Source organism: Caulobacter sp. (genome assembly GCF_017744445.1).
Classification (GTDB): domain Bacteria; phylum Pseudomonadota; class Alphaproteobacteria; order Caulobacterales; family Caulobacteraceae; genus Caulobacter.
Genome location: NZ_JAGIBH010000020.1, coordinates 17,751 through 38,878, shown reverse-complemented (window position 1 = coordinate 38,878; position 21,128 = coordinate 17,751). Strand labels below are relative to the sequence as shown.

Here is a 21,128-nt window from a genome sequence, read left to right as displayed (position 1 = left end):
CAAGGTCGCGGAGGACACACTTGCCCCCTCCGCGCCTGCGGCGCTCCTCCCCCAGAGGGGGAAGAAGAATCGCGGCGCACCTTCCGCCCCCTCCGGGGGCGGACGACCGCGAAGCGGTCAGGTGGGGGCAAGTAGCCCCAACCCTACTCCTCCAGCGGCATGCCGTAGAGTTCGAGCCGGTGATCCACCAGCTTGTAGCCCAGCTTGCGGGCGATGGCGTGCTGCAGGGCTTCGATCTCCTCGTCCACGAACTCGACGACCTTGCCGGTCTTCATGTCGATCAGGTGGTCGTGGTGGTGATCGGGCGTCTCTTCGTAGCGCGAACGGCCGTCACGGAAGTCGTGGCGCTCGATGATGCCGCTTTCCTCGAACAGGCGGACGGTGCGGTAGACCGTGGCGATCGAGATGTGCGGATCGATGGCGTGGGCGCGGCGGTGCAGCTCCTCGACGTCCGGATGGTCCTCGGCCGACGACAGCACGCGCGCGATCACGCGGCGCTGGTCCGTCATGCGCATGCCTTTTTCGATACAGGCCTTTTCGAGTCGATCCACGGCGGAACCTCCGTCTGAGTCGCCCGGAAGATAGGCGGTCGCGCCTTAAGTGTTAAGCGCCCGGCGCATGACAAGCGCATCCTTGGGGCCATCGGGATGGGGATAATATCCCTTCCTGACCCCGACCTTGGCGAAACCGGTCGCTTGATACAGCGCAATGGCCGCCAGATTGTCAGCGGCGACCTCCAGGAACATGGCCTCGGCCCTGGTCTCGGCGGCGATGCCGGCGGCGATTTCCACAAGCGCCGCGCCCCAGCCGCGCCGGCGGGCCACGGGGTCGACGGCGATCGTCAGGATCTCGGCCTCGCCGGCGATCGAGCGGCACAGGATGAAGCCCTTGGATTCGGCGGGCTCCCCCGCCTCGCCCAGCACCGCGAAGGCGCCGGGGGATTTCAGCAGCTCGTCGAACTCCAGCGCCGTCCAGGGCCGGGGAAAGGCCTTGTCATGCAGGTCGGCGAGATCGAAGGCGGCTTCCGAGCCGACGGGACGCAGGTTCATGCGGCGGGCAGCGTGGCGTAGGGCGCGCGCAGGTATAGCGGCCGGGGCGAATGGGCGGGCGTGGGCTTCTTGGCGGCCAAACGGGCGACGGCGACGGGATCGGGCGCGACCGGGGTCAGCACGGTGGCGACGCTCAACGTATCGGCCAGCAGCGGCGCGCCCGAGCCGACCAGGGTCGCCGGACCGCCCGAATAGAGCTCGGCCAGCCGCGCGGCGGCCTCGCCCAGCCCCAGGGCGTCCGGGGCCATCAGCGAGACGCCGTCGGCGAAGACCTGGATATAGACCTGGTCCATCCGCGCATCGAGCACGGCGGCGACGAAGCCCTTGTGACCGAACGCCAGGCTCTCCAGCGTGTTGACGCCCACGCACGGGATCGACAGCGCCGTGGCCAGGCCCTTGGCGAAGGCCAGGCCCACCCGCAGGCCGGTGAACGAGCCCGGACCGACCGTGACGCCGATGCGGGAGAGGTCAGTGAAGGCGACGCCCGCCTCGGCGGCCGCTTCACGGGCCAGGATGCCGATGCGCTCCTGGTGGCCGCGGGTCATGGGCTCGCTGCGCACGGCCAGCACGCGCTCGCCGTCCAGCACGGCGACCGAGCTGGCGCCGAGGCAGGTGTCGATCGACAGGATCATGGATCAGCCGGCGCCGACGACGGCGCCTTCGGCCGGACGCCAGACGAACTCGTTCAGCTGGCCCTTGGCCTTCAGGGTCGCCTCGGGCGGCACGGCCTTGCCGGTGTAGCCGGGCACGCCGAACACGTACGACACGGTCGGGGCCTCGGGGCGCACGCAGATCGTCATGTTGACCTCGCGGCCCTCGCCGGCGCGGCACTGGTCGACGGTGAAGCCAAGATCGGCCCACTTGGCCAGCAGCTGCTCGTCCTTGGGACCGCGCGCGTCGCCGGCATTGACTCGGACATAGGCGATCTCGCCCTCGTCGGTCTTGCCGATCTCGGCCAGCGGGACGTTGTCCTGCTCGACATTGATGATCGGCTGGGCCGGGCCTTCGCCAAAGTGCAGGAAAGCCTGCTCGACCTTGGCCTTCGGGAACAGCACCTTGAGCGTGGCCAAGTCGAAGGCGACCGTGGCGTTGATCGGCCCAACGCCGTCCTTGCTGACCTTCAGCGGGCCGCCGGCATAGGGCGCGATGGCGACCTGGACCGGAGTTTTCGCGCCAGCTTCGGGCGCGGGAGCGGCCGCCTCGTCCTTCTTGGCCGGCCCGCAGGCGGCGAGGACGAGAAGCGGCAGGGCGATGAGGGTGTGACGGAGGGTCATGCGGGCTTTGTAGCCCAATGTGCATCAGATTCACAAAAATCCTCGTCATCCCGGCCGCAGCGAAGCGGAGAGCCGGGACCCAGGGGCCAATGCAGTGCGGTTGCCCCTGGGTCCCGGATAGCCTCTACGAGGCTTCCGGGATGACGATGTTATTTGCCTAAAGAATCTTCGCGGCTTCGTCGAAGCCCAGGCGCGGGTTGCGCGGGAACAGGCCCTCTTCGGTGCCGTAGCCGATCGAGGCGATGAAGTTGCTCTTGATGTTGGTGCCCGCGAAGAACTCCGCATCCACGCCGGCATTGTCGAAGCCCGACATCGGACCGACGTCCAGGCCCAGGGCCCGCGCCGCCAGGATGAAATAGCCGCCCTGCAGCGAGCTGTTGCGCAGCGCGCCCCACTCACGGGCCGTCATGTCGTTGAACCAGTCCTTGGCGCCCGGGGCGTGCGGGAACAGCTTCGGCAGGGTTTCCGGGAAATCGAGGTCGTAGCCGACGATCACCGTCACCGGCGCCTGCAGGATCTTCGGCGCGTTCGAGCCCGACGAATGCTTGGCCAGGCGTTCCTTGGCCTCTTGCGAAGTCAGGAAATAAAAGCGGGCCGGGGTCGAGTTGGCCGCGGTCGGGCCGAACTTGGTCAGCTCATAGAGCTCGCGCAGGACGCTTTCCGGCAGCGGCGTCGGATCCCAGCCGTTGCGGGTCCGGGCTTCGGTGAACAGCTGGGCGAGCGTGGCGTCTTCGAGCTTGGCCATGAGCGATCCTTGAGGAAGCTATTTGCAACTAGAATAGTTACAATAAGGACTTCCGCCGCATCGCGCAAGGCTGGCGCGGGCCTTAGCCCAGCGTCTGCTCGACCCGCGTCACTTCCGGCACATAGTGCTTGAGCATGTTCTCGACGCCCGACTTCAGGGTCGCCGACGAGGACGGGCAGCCCGAGCAGGCGCCGCGCATGTGCAGCCAGACCACGCCGGTCTGCGGCTCGAAACGCGAGAAGACGATGTCGCCGCCGTCCTGGGCCACGGCCGGACGGATGCGGGTGTCGAGCAGTTCCTTGATCTCGGCGACGATCTGCGAGGCTTCCTCGTCATAGACGCCGTCATCGTCGTGGCCGCCGTCCTGGGTCGCATCCAGCAGCACCGGGCGGCCGCTGGTGAAGTGGTCCATGATGGCCGCCAGGATCGGGGCCTTCAGGTGCGGCCACTGGGCGTCCTCGCCCTTGGTCACGGTCAGGAAGTCGGGACCGAAGAACACCCGCGTCACGTCGCCCAGGTCGAACAGGGCCTTGGCCAGCGGCGAGGCGTCGCCCTCTTCCGGGGTGCGGAACTCACGAGCGCCCTCGCCCAGCACTTCACGGCCGGGCAGGAACTTCAGGACCTCGGGGTTCGGGGTGGTCTCGGTCTGAATGAACATGGCCGACAGATGGACCTCGCGGCCGCCTGACGCAAGGGTGACCGAACCGCGCATTTTAAAAGTGACACAGGCGTCATTTTCTGGCGGTATGCTCGCAAAACACCGATCCGCGGGAGGATCCACGATGAGCGATGGTTCTGTCGACCTGAAGGCTGACGCCCGAGCGAGGGCCTATTCCATTCCCCTCGAGGACTATCACATCGCCGATCCGGCCCTGTTCCAGGCCGACGCCATGTGGCCCTATTTCGAGCGGATGCGGAAGGAAGACCCCGTCCACTACTCGAAGGGCGACGAGGAGATCGGGCCCTATTGGTCGATCACCCGCTACAACGACATCATGACCGTCGATACGACCCACCAGATCTTCTCGTCGGACGCCCACCTGGGCGGCATCACCATCCGCGACTTCGACGAGGACTTCGTCCTGCCGATGTTCATCGCCATGGACCAGCCCAAGCACGACATCCAGCGCAAGACAGTTAGTCCAATTGTCTCGCCGCCGAACCTGGCCAAGCTGGAGGGCATCATCCGCGAGCGGGTCTGCCAGATCCTGGACACGCTGCCGATCGAGGAGCCGTTCGACTGGGTCGACCGCGTCTCGATCGAGCTGACCACCCAGATGCTGGCCACCTTGTTCAACTTCCCCTGGGAAGAGCGTCGCAAGCTGACCCGCTGGTCGGACGTCGCCACCGCCTCGCCCGAGAGCGGCATCGTCGAGAGCGAGGACGCCCGCCGCGCCGAGCTGCTGGAATGCCTGGGCTACTTCACCAATCTGTGGAACGAGCGGGTCAACCAGACCGAGCCGGGCAGCGACCTGATCTCGATGCTGGCCCACGGCGAGGCCACCCGCGACATGCCGCCCTTCGAATACCTCGGCAATGTCATCCTGCTGATCGTCGGCGGCAACGACACCACCCGCAACTCGATCACCGGCGGCCTCTACGCCCTGTCGCAGAACCCACAGGAAGAGGCCAAGCTGCGCGCCGATCCGTCGCTGATCCCGAACATGGTCTCGGAGATCATCCGCTGGCAGACCCCGCTAGCCCACATGCGCCGCACGGCGCTGGAGGACTTCGAGCTGGCCGGCAAGACCATCAAGAAGGGCGACAAGGTCGTGATGTGGTACGTCTCGGGCAACCGCGACGACACGGTCATCGAGAACGCCGACGCCTTCATCATCGACCGCCCGCAGGCCCGCCGCCACCTGTCGTTCGGCTTCGGCATCCACCGCTGCGTCGGTAATCGCCTGGCCGAGATGCAGCTGAAGATCGTCTGGGAAGAGGTGCTGAAACGCTTCCCCAGGATCGAGGTGCTGGAAGAGCCCAAGCGCGTCTACTCGACCTTCGTGAAGGGTTATGAGCGGATGATGGTGCGGATCCCGGAGCGGGTCTAACTCGCCCCCTCCGCGCTGCGCGCTCCTCCCCCGGAGGGGGCAGAAGGGCGACGCGCATCTTCCGCCCGCCTTTGGGGGCGGACGACCTCGCAAAGCGAGGTCAGGTGGGGGGAGCCATCTCCTAGGCCAACGCGTCGATCTCTTCGTCCGTCAGATCCCCCGGCACCACGGTGACGGGCAGCTTGCGGCCGCCGAAGCCGACGCCCTCCTTGGCGATCGCCGCGATCAGCGGTCCCGGCCCCCTGCCCGCCGTCGACGTCGCCAGGATCAGGATCTTGATGCTCGGGTCAGCCGCCACCACCGCCTTGAGCGCCGTGCGGACGCTGTCGGCGTGCTTGATGATGAACTCGGGCGGCAGGCCGGTCTCGGCCACGACCTGGCCGGCCAGGCTCTGGAGCAGGACCTCGGCCTCCTCGCGTTCCTGGCGCTCGATCTCTTCGCGCACGCCGCTCCAGTGCTCGAACTCGGCGGGCGAGATCACCTTCAGCAGGGCCACGTGACCGCCGGTCGAGCGGGCGCGGCGGCAGGCGTATTTCAGCGCCGCCGTGAACTCCGGCGTGTCGTCGGCGACGACCAGGAACTTGCGGCGGCTATAAGCGGCGTCAGTCATCGCGCGAGATGACGCCGCTTCCAGCCGAACCTCAAGCCCCCCAGAAGCCGACCAGCTTCTTGACCTCGGCCAGGGTCGGGGCGGCGGCTTCGCGAGCCTTCTCCGCGCCCTTGGCCAGGATGGCGTCCAGCACCGCCGGATCGCCCAGCAGGCCGCGCATGCGCTCGCCCACCGGGGCCAGGCTCTCGACCGCCAGCTCGGCCAGGGCCGGCTTGAACGTGCCAAAGCCCTTGCCGGCGTATTCGGCCAGCACCTCGGCCTTGGTCTTGCCGGCCAGGGCCGCGAAGATGCCGACCAGGTTGTCGGCCTCGGCGCGGGTCGCCAGTTCCTCGATCGTTTCCGGCAGCGGTTCCGGGTCGGTGCGGGCCTTCTTGACCTTGGCGGCGATGTCGTCGGCCGTGTCGGTCAGGTTGATGCGCGAATAGTCCGACGGATCGGACTTGCTCATCTTGGCCGAACCGTCACGCAGGCTCATGACCCGCGCGCCCGGTCCCTGGATCAGCGGATCGGGGATGGGGAAGAAGCCCGGGGCGTTGAAGTCGTGGTTGAACTTGCCGGCGATGTCGCGAGTCAGTTCCAAGTGCTGCTTCTGGTCCTCGCCCACCGGCACGTGGGTGGCCTTGTAGACCAGGATGTCGGCCGCCTGCAGCACCGGATAGGTGTAGAGACCCACCGAGCTGCGCTCCTTGTGCTTGCCGCTCTTCTCCTTGAACTGGGTCATGCGGTCCAGCCAGCCGAGGCGGGCGACGCAGTTGAAGATCCAGGACAGCTCGGCGTGCTCGCGCACGGCCGATTGCGGGAAGATCGTCGCCTTGTCCGGGTCCAGGCCCGAGGCGATGTAGGCGGCCGCGATCTCGCGGGTCTGCTGGGCCAGGGCGGCCGGATCCTGCCACACGGTGATGGCGTGCAGGTCGGCCACGAAGATGAAGGTGTCGATCTCGTGCTGCAGGCGGGTGAACTTCACCAGCGCGCCGAGATAGTTGCCCAGGTGCAGGGCGCCCGAGGGTTGGACGCCCGAGAGCACGCGGGCGGGGCCCGTATAGGCGACGGGGGCTTGATCGGTCATGAGTTCAGCCTTGGCTGTCGTATTCGAAGGGATTGGCTAGGCGCAGGTGCGCGCATCGCGTCGAAACGCGAGGATCGAAGTCAGAGAGAGCCGCGCCATCGCGGCGAGAAGAGACCGATCGGAGCCATGCCCCGCTGGTTAGCCTCCTCAGCCCCACGGATCAAGCCTTGCCCCGGCGCAGCGCCGCCTTCAGCTCGGACGGCTTGACCCCGCCGAACAGGAACAGCAGCGGCGGATAGACCAGGGCGCCGGCCAGGCAGGTGAGCGCCAGGGCGAACTCCTTGGCGCCCAGCGCGTGGCCGGTCAGGCCGATGCCGCGCAGCGGGGCCTCGATCAGGTCGCGATAGTGCGAGGCGGCGGCCATCAAGAGGCCCATGCCCAGGCTGGCCAGCAGGATGCGGGTTAGGCGCGACCAGGTCTGGCCGGTCGGGCTGTAGTCCTTCTTGCGCGACAGGCCGAAGGCCATCTGGCCGACATTGATCCACGAGGCGATGGCGGTCGCGGCCGCGATGCCCTTGACCCCGACCAGCTGGAACAGGACGACGCCGAAGGCGATGTTCACCGCCACCGAGATCAGGGCGAACCGCATCGGGCTCTTGGTGTCGCCGCGCGCGAAGAAGGCGCGCGAATAGAGCTGCTGCAGCACGAAGGCCGGCGTGCCCAGGCCATAGAAGAACAGCGCCGCCGCCGTCTGGCTGGCGTCGAAGGCGGTGAACTGGCCCCGGGTGTAGAGGCCGTCCGACAGGAAGCCCGGCATGGCGACCAGGGCCGCGGCGGCCGGCAGGGTCAGGGCCATGGCGAGCGTGACGCCCTGGTCCATGGCGCTCTGGGCGTCCTCGCGGTCGCCCGAGTGCACGGCGCGCGACAGGCGCGGCAGCAGGGCGACCCCGATGGCGACGCCCACTAGGCCTAGCGGCAACTGGTAGAGACGGTCGGCGGTGGCCAGCCAGGTGCGGCCGCCCGGGACGTGGCTGGCCAGGTTGCCCGAGATGAAGATGTTGACCTGGGTGGCGCTGGCCGCCAGGGCGCCGGGGATGGCCTTGCCGATCAGCTCGCGCACTTCGGGGGTCAGGCGCGGCAGCCGCCAGTGGACCTTGGCCCCGGACTTGTTGACGCCCCAGGTCAGCAGGGCGGCCTGCGCCACGCCGGCCACGACCACGCCGATCGAACCCCAGGTCGCCGCGCCCACCGCCGAGGTCTGGGGCAGGATGAAGATCAAGGTGCTGATGTTCAGCAGGATCGGCGCGCCGGCCGACAGGATGAAGCGGTCGCGGGCGTTCAAGACGCCCGACAGGTGGGCGACGATGGCCATGCACGGCAGGTATGGCATGGTGATCTGGGTCAGCAGCACCGCCAGCTTGTACTTCTCGGTGCCCCAGCCAAAGCCCGGGCTGATCAGCATCATCAGCCACGGCATGGCCAGCTGGCAGATGACGGTGATAATGATGGTCGAGGCCGCCAGGGTGGCCATGGCGTCGGCCGCCAGGATGTCGGCCTTCTCCTCGCCGTCGCGCTGCAGCGACTTGGCGTAGGCCGGCACGAAGGCCGCGGCGAAAGCGCCCTCGGCGAAGAACCGGCGGAACAGGTTCGGGAAGGCCAGGGCGGCGTTGTAGGCGTCGGCCGCCGGGGTGGCGCTGGCCCCCATCCGGTACGAGACCGCCAAGTCCCGCGCGAAGCCCATGAACCGGCTGACCAGGGTCAGGCCCGAATAGATCGCCGACGACTTGAGAAGACCTCCACCCTTCTTGGGCGCGGGAGCTTCAGCGGGGGCGGCGGGGGGCGCGGTGTCGGTCACTCCCGGCTTCTGTGACGGCGCCGAGGAAGCGTCAAGAGCACGCCGCTGATACGACAAATGTGACCGGTACCAAATTTTCATTGACGGCGACGCTTCGGCCCGCAACCTTCGATGGAAAGGCTCGCGTCCGACGGGCCCGGAGGAAACTTGATGCGCAGACTTCCGCTCGCCCTGTCGCTCGCCTGCCTGCTGTCGACGACGGCCCTGGCCCAGACGGCCGCGCCGCCGATGAAGCTGAACGAGGCCGGCTACTACGCCGCGCCCGGCGCCGAGGTGCTGGTGTTCAGCAACTGGTACGACAGCCTGTTCAGCGACGCCAAGATCAGCGGGGTCGAGCTCGTTCAGCGCGGCGTGCGCACGGCTACCAACGGCGATGTCCGCCTCTCGCCCACGCCCGGCCAGTGGGACCCGATCGGCAAGCTCGTGGACCGCAAGGTCGATCCCAAGACCGGCGTGGTCGAGGCGACGCTGGAGTATGCCGAGCACGGCTTTCGCTACGTGATCCGGTCCGAGCCGCGCGGCGCCAGCGTCGTGGTCAGCATCGTGATCGACAAGCCCCTGCCCAAGGCGCTGGAAGGCAAGGCCGGCTTCAACCTGGAATTCCTGCCGTCGGCTTATTTCCGCAAGACCTTCATGGCCGACGGCAAGGCGGGCGTCTTCCCGCTGTATCCGGCCAGCGACATGGGACCGGGCGATGGTCGGGCCGAGCCCCTGCCTCTCGCCCAAGGCAAGCGCTTGGTGCTCTCGCCGGAAGACGCCGGCCACCGCGTGACCCTGACCTCCGCAACGCCGATCGCCCTCTATGACGGCCGCAACCAGGCCCAGAACGGCTGGTTCGTGGCGCGCGGCCTGCTGCCCTCGGGCCAGACCGGCAAGGTGCTGGAATGGACCCTGACGCCCCAGGCCGACGCCGCCTGGGTGCGGCCGCCGATGATCGCCCACTCGCAGGTCGGCTACGCCCCGAGCCAGACCAAGACGGCGGTGATCGAGCTCGATGCGGCCGACAAGGCCAAGGCCACCGCGAGGCTCTTGCGGATCTCCGATGCCGGCGCCTTCACCACCGCTCTCGAGGCGCCGGTCAAGCCCTGGGGCCGCTACCTGCGCTACAACTACGGCCGCTTCGACTTCACCAGCGTCAAGCAGCCCGGCGCCTATGTGGTCGAGTACGGCGGGACCCGCAGCGCGCCGTTCCGCATCGGGCCGGACGTCTATGCCGACGCCTGGCATCCGACCCTGGACGTCTATTTCCCGGTCGCCATGGACCACATGTTCGTCAACGAGGCCTACCGCGTCTGGCACGGCGAGGCGCACAAGGACGACGCCCTGCAGGCGCCGGTGAACCACGAGCACCTGGACCTCTACGCCCAGGGCCCGACCACCGACACGGCGTTCAAGCCGGGCGAGCACATCCCCGGCCTGAACATCGGCGGCTGGTTCGACGCCGGCGACTTCGACATCCGCACCCAGACCCAGTACGCGGTCGTGCGCAACATGGTCGAGACCTGGGAGACCTTCCGTCCCACCCGCGATCAGACCAGCGTCGACGACGCTGCGCGCCGGGTCGAGATGCACATCCCCGACGGCAAGCCCGACCTCGTTCAGCAGATCCGCCACGGCGTCCTGCAGCTGGTCGCCCAGCACAAGGCCGTCGGCCACGCCACCAACGGCATCGTCGAGCCCGACGTCGAGCAGTACACCCACCTGGGCGACGCGGTGACCAAGACCGACGGCATCCCCGGCAACAAGGACGACCGCTGGGCCTTCACCAGCAAGTCCACGGCCCTGAACTACGGCTCGATCGCCGCCCTCGCCGCCGCCAGCCGGGCCCTGCGCGGCGCCGACGACGCCCTGGCCGACGAAAGCCTGGCCATCGCCAAACGCGTCTGGGACGAGGAGCACACCCACGCCCCCAATGACTTCCGCCATGGCAACACCACCGGCGGCCACCTGGTCGACGAGGAGTTCGACGCCACGGTCGAGCTGCTGGCCACGACCAAGGACCCGAAATACGCCGCCCGCATCGACGCGATGTGGCCCGAGGTCGAAAGGCGCTTCGCGTTCAACGCCCGCACCGCCGTCCAGGCGATCCCGTTCATGCCCGCCGCCTACAAGACCCGGATGGAGCCGGCCGTGCGCGCCTGGCTGGCCGAGGACGCCAAGCTGGCGACGGCCAATCCGTTCGGGGTCTTCATCGGGACCGCCGGCTGGGCCGGCAGCGGCCAGGTGGTCGAGGCGGGCCTGACCCACGCGGCCCTGCGCAAGGCCTTCCCCGCCATCGTCCCCGCCGACGGCGTCTATCGCGCCCTCGACTATCTCTTCGGGACCCATCCGGGCTCGAACCTGTCGCTGGTCTCCGGCGTCGGGACCCAGTCCAAGGAAGTGGCCTACGGCAACAACCGCGCCGACTTCAGCTTCATCGCCGGCGGCGTCGTGCCGGGCGTGCTGATCATCAAGCCCGACCTGCCCGAAAACAAGGAAGACTGGCCCTTCCTGTGGGGCGAGAACGAGTATGTCGTAAACGTCGCGTCCGGTTACATGCTGCTGGCCCTGACGGCGGACGCGATCGCCCAGGGGCAGTGAGGCTTTCCCAGAACGCCGCTCATCCCCGCGAAAGCGGGGACCCAAGCCGAGCCCAACAATACATCCCGTCATTCCCGCCCTTGTGGCGGGAACCCCTCTATCCGCACGCAAGTGCAGTAGGGGACGGGCTGCTGAGCAGTCCGCTTGCCCTTCGTGTGTCAGCTGAACCAAGGGTTCCCTCCACAAGGGCGGGAATGACGGAGGTTGGGTGGGGGCGGACAGGCAAAGGCCGCTTGGGTCCCCGCTTTCGCGGGGATGAGCGGGTAGGGGGATGGCTCAGACTTGAATGTCGACCGGCCCTACCGCGCGACGCTGGCCCGGGCCTTGCGCAAGCCGGCGCGGGCCGCCGGGGCCGTCGCCTCGTTCTGCTCCAAAGCCGCCAGCAGGTCGGCCTTCAGGGCGTTGACCTTGCGGGTCTCCGTCACCTTCCCGCCCTCGGCCGTCTGGACGTAGAAGGCGTCGACCGCCCGCTCGCCATAGCCGTCGATATGGGCCGACTGGATCGAGAGGCCGCTCTCGGCCAGGGTCTTGGCCAAAGCGTGCAGCAGGCCCGGGCGGTCGCGGCCCGAGGCCTCGACCACGGTGGCGTCGTTGGAGGCTTCGTTGTCGACCACCACGGCCGGCGCGATGGCGAAGGCGGCGGCGCGGCTCTGCTCGGCGCCCCGACGCGGTTCCACGGAGAGCGGCTCGCCACGACCGGCGGCCTCAAGGGCGTCGGCTAGGCGGCGCAGGGCCCGCGGGTTCTCGCAGCCGAACGGCGCGCCGGTCACGTCCTGCACATAGAACACGTCCAGGGCCTGGCCCTGGCGGGAGGTGAAGACCCGCGCCCCGACCACATTGCCGCCCAGGGACGAGATGGCCAGCGCCAGGTCGGCGAACAGGCCACGACGGTCCTTGGCGGCGACCACGATCTCGGCGGCGTTCTGGCCCGAGCGCACCCGGCCCTCGGCGGCGGCTCCGCCCTGGATGGCCGCGCGGCGGGCCAGAGCGGCGTGCTCGAACAGGTCCTCCTGGCTGAAGGCCGAGAAGTAGGCGTTCTCCATCGCCGTCGCCCAGCCCATAGCGGCCGGATCGGTCTCCAGCAGGGCGGCGCGCGCGGTCTCGGCGGCGATCTCCTGGTGGCGCTGGACATTGGCGGCGGCGTCGCTGCCGCGTCCGCCTCGGAACACCGCCTCGGTGGCATTGTAGAGCTCGCGCAGCAGCTGGCCCTTCCAGCCGTTCCACACGCCCGGCCCCACGGCGCGGATGTCGGCGACGGTGATGACCAGCAAGAGGCGAAGACGCTCGGGGTTCTCGACGATCCGCGCGAAGGCCGCGACCGTGCCTGGGTCAGAGACGTCGCGCTTCTGGGCGAAGTCGCTCATGACGAGGTGGTTCTCGACCAGCCAGGCGACCAGCTCGACCTTGCTGCGGTCGACGCCCAGGCGCTCACAGGCGCTGCGGGCTGAGCGGGCCCCGGCCTTTTCCTGGCCGCCCACCCCGCCCTTGCCGGTGTCGTGCAGCAGCATGGCCAGGAACAGGGCCTCGCGGTCCTCGATCAGCGGCATGATCGACACCGCCAGCGGGTGGTCTTCGACCAGGCGCCCCGCGGCCATGTCACCGATGACGCCCACGGCCCGCAGGGTGTGCTCGTCCACCGTGTACGAGTGGTACATGTTGAACTGCATCTGGGCCACGACCCGGCCGAACTCCGGCACGAAGCGGCCCAGCACCCCGGCGTCGTTCATCAGGGTCAGGGTGCGATAGCTGCGCTTGCCGCGCGCCAAGAGGTCCAGGAACGTCCGGCAGGCGTCGGGATCGCGGCGCACCCGCGAGGTGATCAGGCTCAGCGACCGGGTCACCGCCGTGAAGGCGTCCGGATGCAAATCCAGGTCGCGCTCGTCGGCGATCTTGAACAGCCGGATCAGATTGACCGGATCGGCCTCGAAGACCTCCTGGCCCTCGATGTTCAGGCGGCCGTTGTCCTCGAAGAAACCCTCGATCTCCAGCGCTTTGCGCTTGGGCCGGGCGCCCGGCAGGAACCGGGAAATCCCCTTGGGCTCGTTCTTGAAGTGCTCGGCTTCCAGCTTGGCCGAGAAGGCGCGGGTCAGGGCCCCGACCTCCTTGGCGATCAGGAAGTAGCGGCGCATGAAGCGCTCGACCGCCGGCGCGTCACCCCGGTCGCCATAGCCCATGCGGCGGGCGATCTCGGGCTGCAGGTCGAAGGTCAGGCGCTCTTCGGGCCGACCCGTCGTGAAGTGCAGGTGGGCGCGCACAGCGTGCAGGAAGTCGAAGGCGCGGATGAAGGCCTTGGTCTCGCGACCGGAGAAGACGTCCATCTTGAAGACGTCCTCGGGCTTGTCGACCGGGTGCAGATATTCGGCGATCCACATCAGGGTGTGCAGGTCGCGGAGGCCACCCTTCCCTTCCTTGACGTTGGGCTCGACCATGTAGCGGCTGGTCCCGGCGCGGGCCTGGCGATCGTCGCGCTCCTTCAGCTTGGCGGCCACGAACTGGGCGCCAGTGCCCTTCATGACGTCGTCGCGGAAGCGCTTCTTCAGGTCCTCGGCCAGGCGCTCGTCGCCGGTCAGGCGGCGGGCCTCCAGGATCGAGGTGCGGATCGTGAAGTCTTCCTTCGAGAGGCGCACGCACTCCTCGATCGTCCGCGAGGCGTGGCCGACCTTGAAGCCCAGGTCCCACAGCGCATACAGCATGTACTCGATCACGCTCTCGGCGTGCGGCGTCTGCTTGTAGGGCCGCAGGAACAGCAGATCGATGTCGCTGAACGGGGCCAGGGTCCGCCGGCCGTAGCCGCCCACCGCCAGCAGACACAGGCGCTCGCCCTCGGTAGGGTTGCGGGCCCGGAACACGTGGACCGTGGTGAAGTCGTAGAGGGCGGTGATCACCTCGTCGGTGACACCCGACAGCAGGCGAGCGGTCTCGACGCCGCTGGCGCCGTTCTCCAGCCGCTCCTTGGCGATCATTCGGCCGCGAAACAGCGCCTGCTTCAGGATCTCAATGGCCCGTGAGCGCTGCTCGGCCTCGTTGCCAATGGAATCCAGGGCGGCGGCCGACAGGCGGGCCCGAAGGGCGTGACCGTCGACGACGTGTTCCAGGCGGGTGGGGCGGAGGCGACGGGGCATGTGATCTATATGGTTACGCGCTAGGTCTTGAGCAGACCCTTAAGACGATAGAGGGCCTCCAGAGCCTCGCGCGGGCTCATGCCGTCAACGTCCAGATCCGACAAGGTGTCCTCGACAACGCTCGGCGCCGCTTTGGCGGGCGCCTGGGCGACGGCGGCGGCCTGGCTGACGGCGAACAGCGGCAGGTCGTCCAGCTTGGCCGGTGACTGGTCCTTGCTCTCCAGGCGATCCAGCACCTCGCGAGCGCGGACGACCACGGGGCCGGGTACACCGGCCAACTTGGCCACCTGCACGCCGTACGAGCGATCGGCCGGACCCGGCGCGGCCTCGTGCAGGAACACGAGGTCGCCGTTCCACTCCTTGGCCCGCAAGGACAGGTTGGAGACGAAGCTCATCCGCTCTTCCAGCGTCGCCAGCTCGTGATAGTGCGTGGCGAACAGTGCGCGGCTCTTGTTGGTGTCGTGCAGGGCCTCGGCGCAGGCCCAGGCGATGGCCAGGCCGTCATAGGTGGCGGTGCCGCGACCGATCTCGTCCAGGATGACCAGCGAGCGCGGGCCGGCTTGCGTGAGGATGGCGGCGGTTTCGACCATCTCCATCATGAAGGTCGAGCGGCCCCGGGCCAGGTCGTCGCCGGCGCCGACGCGGCTGAACAGGCGATCGACGACACCGAGCCGGAAGCTGGCGGCGGGCACGTAGCAGCCCGACTGGGCCAGGATCGCCAACAGGGCGTTCTGGCGCAGGAAGGTCGACTTACCGGCCATGTTCGGGCCGGTGACGATCGACAGGCGCGCGCCGGTCTCGCCCGAGGCGTCCAGGCAGCAGTCGTTGGGCGTGTAGGGGTCGCCGGCGCGCTTGACGGCGGCCTCGACCACCGGGTGACGGGCGCCCTTGGCGTCGAAGGCGTAGGAGGCGTCGACCTGCGGACGGACCGCGCCAGCGTCCTCGGCCCACTCGGCCAGGGCCGAAGCGACGTCCAGGCGGGCCAGGGCCTCGGCGGCGATCTGGATGGCGTCGGCCAGCAGGCGGGCCTGCTCGCGCCAATCCTCGAAAGCGGCGACTTCCATGGCCAGGGCCCGCTCGGCGGCCTGGGCGATGCGAGCGTCCAGATCGGCCAGCTCCACCGTGGTGAAGCGCACCTGGTTGGCCAGGGTCTGGCGGTGGATGAAGGTGGCGTTCAGTGGCGGCTGGAACAGCGGGTCGGCCTTGCCGGCCGTGGCCTCGACGAAATAGCCGAGCACGCCGTTGTGGCGGATCTTCAGCGGCACGCCGCTCTCGACGGTCAGCTGGGCTTCCAGGGCGACGATGACCTTTCGGCTATCGTCGCGCAGGCCGCGCGCCTGGTCCAGCTCCGGACGGATGCCGGCGGCGACGAAACCGCCGTCACGGGCCAGGGCCGGGAGATCCGAGCCCAGACCCTGCTCCAGGATGTTGAGGTACTGCGACAGGCCCTCGTGCAACGACGGGGTCAGGGCCTTGAAGGCGTGCTCCAGCTCGAACGGCGGCGGCGACAGCGGATCGGGCGAACCACCGGCCATGCCGGCCAGGCGCTCGCCGACCTTCAGGGTGTCGCGCAGGCAACCCAGATCACGCGGACCGCCCCGACCCAGGGCCAAGCGCGACAGGGCGCGGGCCATGTCGCCGGCGCCCTTCAGCACTTCCCGCAGGCGCTGGCGCAGCTGGCGGTGCTCGACGAACCACTCCACCGCGTCCAGACGCTGGTCGATGGCGGCGACGTCCAGCAGCGGCCGGGCCAGGCGCGAGGCCAGCATCCGGGCGCCGCCGGCCGTTACCGTGCGGTCGATACAGGCCAGCAGCGAGCCGTTGCGGTCGCCGGTCTGGGTGCGGTCGATCTCCAGGCTGCCGCGCGTGGCCGGATCGATGGCCATGACGTCGGCGTCGGCCGCGCGACGGGGCGCGCGCAGCGCCGGCAGCTTGCCGGCCTGGGTCATTTCCAGGTGGGCGGCGATCAGGCCCAGGGCGCCGATCTCAGCCGGGGTGAGCCCGCCAAAGCCGTCCAAGGTGTCGACGCCGTAGAGGCGCTTGACCCGCGCTTCCGAAGCCTGCGGCTCGGACAGGGCCGAAGGCATCGGCTGCACCAGGCCGCCACAGATCTTCAGGGTCTGGGAGAGGCTGTCATCGGACAGCAGGCGGTCGGCGACCAGGGTCTCGGACGGGGCCAGGGCGGCCAGGATCGGCGCGACGGCTTCCTTGGCCAGGGCGAAGACCTCGACCTCGCCGGTCGACAGCTCGACCGAGGCCACGGCGGCCTGGCCGGCACGGATGGCGACGGCGGCCAGGCGGTTGGCGCCGCGCGCGTCCAGCAGGCCGTCCTCGGTCAGGGTGCCCGGCGTCACGACGCGGACGATGTCGCGACGGACCACCGACTTGGAGCCGCGCTTCTTGGCCTCGGCCGGGTCTTCCATCTGCTCGCAGACGGCGACCTTGAAGCCCATGCGGATCAGCTTGGAGAGGTACGCCTCGGCCGCGTGCTGCGGCACGCCCGCCATCGGGATCGGCTGGCCCGCATGCGTGCCCCGGAACGTCTGGCTGATGCCCAGCGCGGCGGCGGCCTTGTACGCGTCCTCGAAGAACAGCTCGTAGAAATCGCCCATGCGGAAGAAGATCAACGCATCGGGCTGCCGCGCCTTCATCTCGAAGAACTGCTGCATCACCGGCGTCGCGCCGGTGGGGTCAAGCTGGGCTGCAGGCGTAGGCGTCGTGTGCGCGTTCATGACGCCCGAAACTACAGAGCGTCGCGGGTGGCGTTAAGGGGTGTTTGTCGCGCGGCCTGTGGAGAAAATTAATTGCATTTTTTGCAAGTTATCCCCTGACGCACAGCCCCGAGCTTCTGGGTAGCAGTTGGTAAGCGACACTTACTAACTGCCCCAGTTGTCAAGGGAGCCTTGACAACTGATTGGCCAACCAAGGTTGCTCAACCATTGAGGTCAAGCACATACCTAGTCAGAGCCATGCGGCAGTGGAGGAACGATGGATCCGATAGCCGCCCCGTCTAAATCCATCGACATCGGCATGCGTCAGTTGCGTGCGCTCGCGAATATGCCGCCCAAACAACGTTGGAACGTGATCGCCGAAGGGCTTCCTATTCTCCTCACCAGCGCCGAAGCTCTCTATGCCGCCTCGCGCGTCAATGACGAGAACGCCCGGGTGCGCGAAATCCTTCAAGGCCACGCTGCAGAGGAAGCGGCAAAAATCCTCATCCTTCTTGACTACGTGCGTTGCCCACTCGGCCTATCCGACCCGGCCCAGCGCATGCTCCGAGTGTTCTACGATCATGGAACACGGCTGATCTATGCAACGGCCTGCGGCTGGCGCCCGACCGATGTCAATGAACTCCGGACGTATGTCGATCGCGAACGCGCCTCTCACTACATCGAAGGCTATGCCGAATTCTCGCCTATATGACCGCGAGGCGCGGCTTTATGCCGACCTCACACGCAACCACGACGGCAGCTTCGAATGGAACGACCCAGCGCAGCGGTTCTCCATTGATCCGATCTGGAATCTCCAACCCGCAGTACTGCAGGTCGTTAGAGCCTTGCAGAAACTCGGAGCATTCGACGCTAGTGGCCTTGAGATTATCCACCGCACTTGGGCGGCAAAGCCGTTCACAGGGCCGGAGCATGCGATGGAATCTGATGCGCTGATCAAGCAGACCATTGGCGATCTGATTGAAGCGAAATTGGTCAGCCAAGACGCGGTCCAAGAGGACGTGGCGACCGTCTACAGCTACTGGCAGATACCGATGTACGCCATCGAGACCAAGCTACAGGAAGTCGCTCTCAAAGATCTCCAAGCAGCTCAACAGGCTGAGCTGCATGCGCAGTACTTTTAGCTCTTCGCAGGACTAGATGGCCGGCGAGGCCCAAGCTTAAGGACCCAGCTCCGGCCCGATCTGAGGCCTCCTAGTTCCCCGTGACCTCTTCCCAGAACCGCTTGGCCTTGCCGGCGAAGCTGGAGGACTTGGGGTTTTGCTTCTCGCCGCACAGGCCGGCCAGTTCGCGCATCAGTTCTTTCTGACGGGCGGACAGGTGGGTCGGGGTTTCGACGAAGAGTTCGACCACCAGGTCGCCGCGCTGGCGGCTACGCAGGGACGGCATGCCCTTGCCCTTGAGGCGGACGGTCTTGCCGGTCTGGGCGCCTTCGGGCACCGAGACGCTGATCTTGCACTGGCCGTCGCAGGTCTCGCCGCCCAGCAGGCAGGGGGCTTCGATCTCGCCGCCCAGGGCGGCCGTGGTCATCGGCACCGGCACGGTGCACAGCAGATCCAGACCATCGCGCTCGAACAGCTCGTGCGGGGTCACCGACAGGAAGATGTAGAGGTCGCCGCGCGGACCGCCGCGCGCGCCCGCGTCGCCCTCGCCCGCCAGGCGGATGCGGGCGCCGTCGTCGACGCCGGCCGGGATGCGGACCGACAGGATGCGCTCGCGGCGCACCTGGCCATGGCCGTGGCAGTTGGTGCAGGGATCCAGGACCATGCGGCCCGAGCCGCCGCAGCGCGGGCAGCCGCGCTCGACCGCGAAGAAGCCTTGGGTGGCCCGAACGCGCCCGGCGCCGCCGCAGGTGCCGCAGACGGTAGGGCTTGTGCCCGGCTTGGCGCCCGAGCCCTCGCAGACCTCGCAGGTCATGGCGGCGGGCACCTTGATCTCGACCTCGGCGCCGGCATAGGCCTGCTCCAGGGAGATCTCCAGGTCGTAGCGCAGATCCTGGCCGCGTTGCGGGCCGTTCTGCTGGCGACGACCGCCGCCGAACATTTCGCCGAACACGTCGCCAAAGACATCATTGAAGATATCGCTGGCGTCGAAGCCCTGGCCGCCGAAGCCGCCCGCGCCGCCGCCTTGCGGACCGTTCACGCCGGCATGGCCGAAGCGGTCATAGGCCGCGCGCTTCTGCGGGTCGGAGAGGACGCTGTAGGCCTCGTTGATCTCCTTGAACCGCCCGGCCGCGTTCTCGCAGCCGCCATTGCGGTCAGGGTGGTGCTCCATCGCCAGTTTGCGGAACGCGGACTTCAGGCCAGCTTCGTCGATGGTCCGGGTCACGCCGAGGATTTCGTAATAGTCGCGCATCGTCAGCGTCTGGCGCCCAAAAGGCCCACGAAAGTGGCGTTGATAAGGGAAGAGGTGGGATAGCACGCCGTCCGGCGCAAGGCGTTCACGGACAAAGCGGCAAGAGGTCGCGGCCGCGGAACAGACCTATCGAGCATGTTCCGCGGCGCGCGCATGGCGATTAGTTCGCCGGCTTGTTGTCGTCGACTTCTTCGAACTCGGCGTCGACGACGCCATCGTCCGCGGCTTCAGCGCCGTCAGCGCCTTCGCCCGCGCCCTGCTGGGCCTGGTACATGGCCTCGCCCAGCTTCATCGAAGCCTGGATCAGGGCTTGGGTCTTGGCCTGGATGGCCTCGACGTCCTCGCCTTCCAGGGCGGTCTTCAGCTCGGTGATCCCGGTCTCGATCGCGCCCTTTTCAGCCGCGCCGACCTTGTCGCCGTGCTCGGCCAGAGCCTTCTCGGTCGAGTGCAGGATCGCCTCGCCCTGGTTCTTGGCCTCGACCAGCTTCTTCTTGGTCTCGTCGGCGGCCTTGTTGGCCTCGGCTTCCTTGACCATGCGCTCGATGTCGCTGTCCGAGAGGCCGCCATTGGCCTGGATGCGGATCGAGTGCTCCTTGTTGGTCGCCTTGTCCTTGGCGTGGACCTGCACGATGCCGTTGGCGTCGATGTCGAAGGTGACCTCGATCTGCGGCACGCCACGCGGCGCCGGCGGGATGCCGACCAGGTCGAACTGACCCAGGATCTTGTTGTCCACGGCCATCGGGCGTTCGCCCTGGAACACGCGGATCGTCACGGCCGACTGGTTGTCGTCGGCGGTCGAGAAGGTCTGCGAGCGCTTGGTCGGGATGGTGGTGTTGCGTTCGATCAGCGGGGTGAACACACCGCCCAGGGTCTCGATACCCAGGGTCAGCGGGGTCACGTCCAGCAGCAGCACGTCCTTGACGTCGCCTTGCAGCACGCCGGCCTGGACGGCCGCGCCCAGCGCCACGACTTCATCGGGGTTCACGCCCTTGTGCGGCTCGCGGCCGAAGAAGTCCTGCACCGCCTGCTGGACCTTGGGCATGCGGCTCATGCCGCCGACCAGGATCACTTCGTCGATGTCGCTCTTCTTCAGGCCGGCGTCCTTCAGAGCCTGTTCGCACGGACCGATGGTGCGCGAGATCAGGTCGTCGACCAGGGCTTCCAGCTTGGCGCGCGACAGCTTGATGTTCAGGTGCAGCGGACCCGAGGCGTTCATGCTGATGAACGGCAGGTTCACTTCGTACTGGGCGACCGAGCTCAGTTCTTTCTTGGCCTTTTCGGCCTCTTCACGCAGGCGCTGGAGGGCCAGCTTGTCCTTGCGCAGGTCGACGCCCTGCTCCTTCTTGAACTCGTCGGCCAGATAGTCGACGACGCGCAGGTCGAAGTCCTCACCGCCCAGGAAGGTGTCGCCGTTGGTCGACTTCACTTCGAAGACGCCGTCGCCGATTTCCAGGATCGACACGTCGAAGGTGCCGCCGCCCAGGTCGTAGACGGCGATCTTCTTGTTGTTGTCCTTGTCCAGACCGTAGGCCAGCGCGGCGGCGGTCGGCTCGTTGATGATGCGCAGGACTTCCAGGCCGGCGATCTTGCCGGCGTCCTTGGTCGCCTGACGCTGGGCGTCGTTGAAGTAGGCCGGAACCGTGATGACCGCCTTGGTCACCGGCTCGCCCAGGTGGGCTTCGGCGGCTTCCTTCATCTTCTGCAGAATGAAGGCCGACACTTCCTGCGGGCTGTAGTCCTTGCCGTGGGCGC

At 67.9% G+C, this 21,128-nt stretch carries 16 protein-coding genes and 2 pseudogenes (1 of these 18 only partly in view); 5 read left to right on the top strand and 13 right to left on the bottom strand.

Going from position 1 to position 21,128, the window contains the following annotated elements; translation table 11 throughout:
• Positions 1 to 143: 143 nt before the first annotated feature.
• Genes J7528_RS21780 through J7528_RS21765 form a run of 4 tightly spaced genes read right to left on the bottom strand, consistent with a single transcriptional unit; the run spans position 144 to position 2,323 of the window.
• Positions 144 to 551 (bottom strand): Fur family transcriptional regulator, encoded by a 408-nt coding sequence (locus tag J7528_RS21780; RefSeq protein WP_184714897.1) that lies wholly within the window; start codon positions 549 to 551, stop codon positions 144 to 146.
• Positions 552 to 596: 45 nt separating this feature from the next.
• Entirely contained in the window at positions 597 to 1,049 is a 453-nt protein-coding gene (gene rimI, locus J7528_RS21775) for a ribosomal protein S18-alanine N-acetyltransferase (RefSeq protein WP_291878899.1), read from the bottom strand.
• Entirely contained in the window at positions 1,046 to 1,681 is a 636-nt protein-coding gene (gene tsaB, locus J7528_RS21770; protein ID WP_291878897.1) for a tRNA (adenosine(37)-N6)-threonylcarbamoyltransferase complex dimerization subunit type 1 TsaB, read from the bottom strand. Before tsaB ends, rimI begins: the two co-directional genes overlap by 4 nt.
• A gap of 3 nt (positions 1,682 to 1,684) precedes the next feature.
• Entirely contained in the window at positions 1,685 to 2,323 is a 639-nt protein-coding gene (locus J7528_RS21765; protein ID WP_291878894.1) for a DUF1131 family protein, read from the bottom strand.
• A 19-nt stretch (positions 2,324 to 2,342) separates the two neighbouring features.
• Between J7528_RS21765 and J7528_RS21760 the strand changes: the two are divergent.
• Positions 2,343 to 2,441: pseudogene (locus tag J7528_RS21760) on the top strand (hypothetical protein); the annotation flags it as partial.
• A gap of 39 nt (positions 2,442 to 2,480) precedes the next feature.
• Here the strand turns inward: J7528_RS21760 and J7528_RS21755 are convergent.
• Together J7528_RS21755 and J7528_RS21750 are read right to left on the bottom strand one after the other, a co-directional pair.
• Complete coding sequence (locus J7528_RS21755; protein ID WP_291878892.1) at positions 2,481 to 3,068, bottom strand: malonic semialdehyde reductase; 588 nt, start codon at positions 3,066 to 3,068, stop codon at positions 2,481 to 2,483.
• A gap of 82 nt (positions 3,069 to 3,150) precedes the next feature.
• Positions 3,151 to 3,726: a NifU family protein gene (locus J7528_RS21750; RefSeq protein ID WP_291878889.1), complete on the bottom strand. Its 576-nt coding sequence runs from the start codon at positions 3,724 to 3,726 to the stop codon at positions 3,151 to 3,153.
• Positions 3,727 to 3,850: 124 nt separating this feature from the next.
• On the opposite strand from J7528_RS21750, the gene J7528_RS21745 reads away from it, so the two are divergent.
• The gene (locus tag J7528_RS21745) at positions 3,851 to 5,119 is read left to right on the top strand and encodes a cytochrome P450 (protein ID WP_291878887.1); all 1,269 of its coding nucleotides are present in this window, start codon (positions 3,851 to 3,853) and stop codon (positions 5,117 to 5,119) included.
• Between the two features lie 121 nt (positions 5,120 to 5,240).
• Here the strand turns inward: J7528_RS21745 and J7528_RS21740 are convergent, their stop codons facing one another.
• From J7528_RS21740 to murJ, 3 genes are all read right to left on the bottom strand, one after another.
• A complete protein-coding gene (locus J7528_RS21740) occupies positions 5,241 to 5,729 on the bottom strand; it encodes a universal stress protein (RefSeq protein ID WP_291878884.1) in 489 nt (162 codons plus the stop codon).
• A gap of 31 nt (positions 5,730 to 5,760) precedes the next feature.
• Positions 5,761 to 6,795 carry a tryptophan--tRNA ligase gene (gene trpS, locus J7528_RS21735; protein WP_291878882.1) on the bottom strand — a complete coding sequence of 345 codons (1,035 nt, stop codon included), beginning with the start codon at positions 6,793 to 6,795 and terminating at the stop codon, positions 5,761 to 5,763.
• A gap of 160 nt (positions 6,796 to 6,955) precedes the next feature.
• Positions 6,956 to 8,590, bottom strand: a complete 1,635-nt coding sequence (gene murJ, locus J7528_RS21730) for a murein biosynthesis integral membrane protein MurJ (protein WP_291878880.1) — start codon at positions 8,588 to 8,590, stop codon at positions 6,956 to 6,958.
• A gap of 150 nt (positions 8,591 to 8,740) precedes the next feature.
• Here murJ and J7528_RS21725 point away from each other — a divergent pair, with 150 nt between their 5' ends.
• Positions 8,741 to 11,170 (top strand): glycoside hydrolase family 9 protein, encoded by a 2,430-nt coding sequence (locus tag J7528_RS21725; protein ID WP_291878877.1) that lies wholly within the window; start codon positions 8,741 to 8,743, stop codon positions 11,168 to 11,170.
• A gap of 299 nt (positions 11,171 to 11,469) precedes the next feature.
• On the opposite strand, the gene J7528_RS21720 is transcribed toward J7528_RS21725, so the two are convergent.
• Together J7528_RS21720 and mutS are read right to left on the bottom strand one after the other, a co-directional pair.
• Positions 11,470 to 14,292, bottom strand: a complete 2,823-nt coding sequence (locus J7528_RS21720) for a [protein-PII] uridylyltransferase (RefSeq protein WP_291878874.1) — start codon at positions 14,290 to 14,292, stop codon at positions 11,470 to 11,472.
• 20 nt (positions 14,293 to 14,312) lie between these two features.
• Positions 14,313 to 17,024 carry a DNA mismatch repair protein MutS gene (gene mutS / locus J7528_RS21715; RefSeq protein WP_291878871.1) on the bottom strand — a complete coding sequence of 904 codons (2,712 nt, stop codon included), beginning with the start codon at positions 17,022 to 17,024 and terminating at the stop codon, positions 14,313 to 14,315.
• Positions 17,025 to 17,280: 256 nt separating this feature from the next.
• Between mutS and J7528_RS21710 the strand changes: the two genes are divergently transcribed.
• Both J7528_RS21710 and J7528_RS21705 read left to right on the top strand, forming a co-directional pair.
• Positions 17,281 to 17,715, top strand: coding sequence for a hypothetical protein (locus J7528_RS21710; protein ID WP_291878868.1), 435 nt, complete (start codon positions 17,281 to 17,283; stop codon positions 17,713 to 17,715).
• The gene (locus J7528_RS21705; RefSeq protein WP_291878867.1) at positions 17,693 to 18,145 is read left to right on the top strand and encodes a hypothetical protein; all 453 of its coding nucleotides are present in this window, start codon (positions 17,693 to 17,695) and stop codon (positions 18,143 to 18,145) included. The genes J7528_RS21710 and J7528_RS21705 overlap by 23 nt, the downstream gene beginning before the upstream one ends.
• A gap of 70 nt (positions 18,146 to 18,215) precedes the next feature.
• Here J7528_RS21705 and dnaJ read toward each other — a convergent pair whose 3' ends face one another.
• Complete coding sequence (gene dnaJ, locus J7528_RS21700) at positions 18,216 to 19,376, bottom strand: molecular chaperone DnaJ (protein WP_291878864.1); 1,161 nt, start codon at positions 19,374 to 19,376, stop codon at positions 18,216 to 18,218.
• 160 nt (positions 19,377 to 19,536) lie between these two features.
• A pseudogene (gene dnaK / locus J7528_RS21695) lies at positions 19,537 to 21,128 on the bottom strand (molecular chaperone DnaK); it runs 375 nt beyond the window's last position.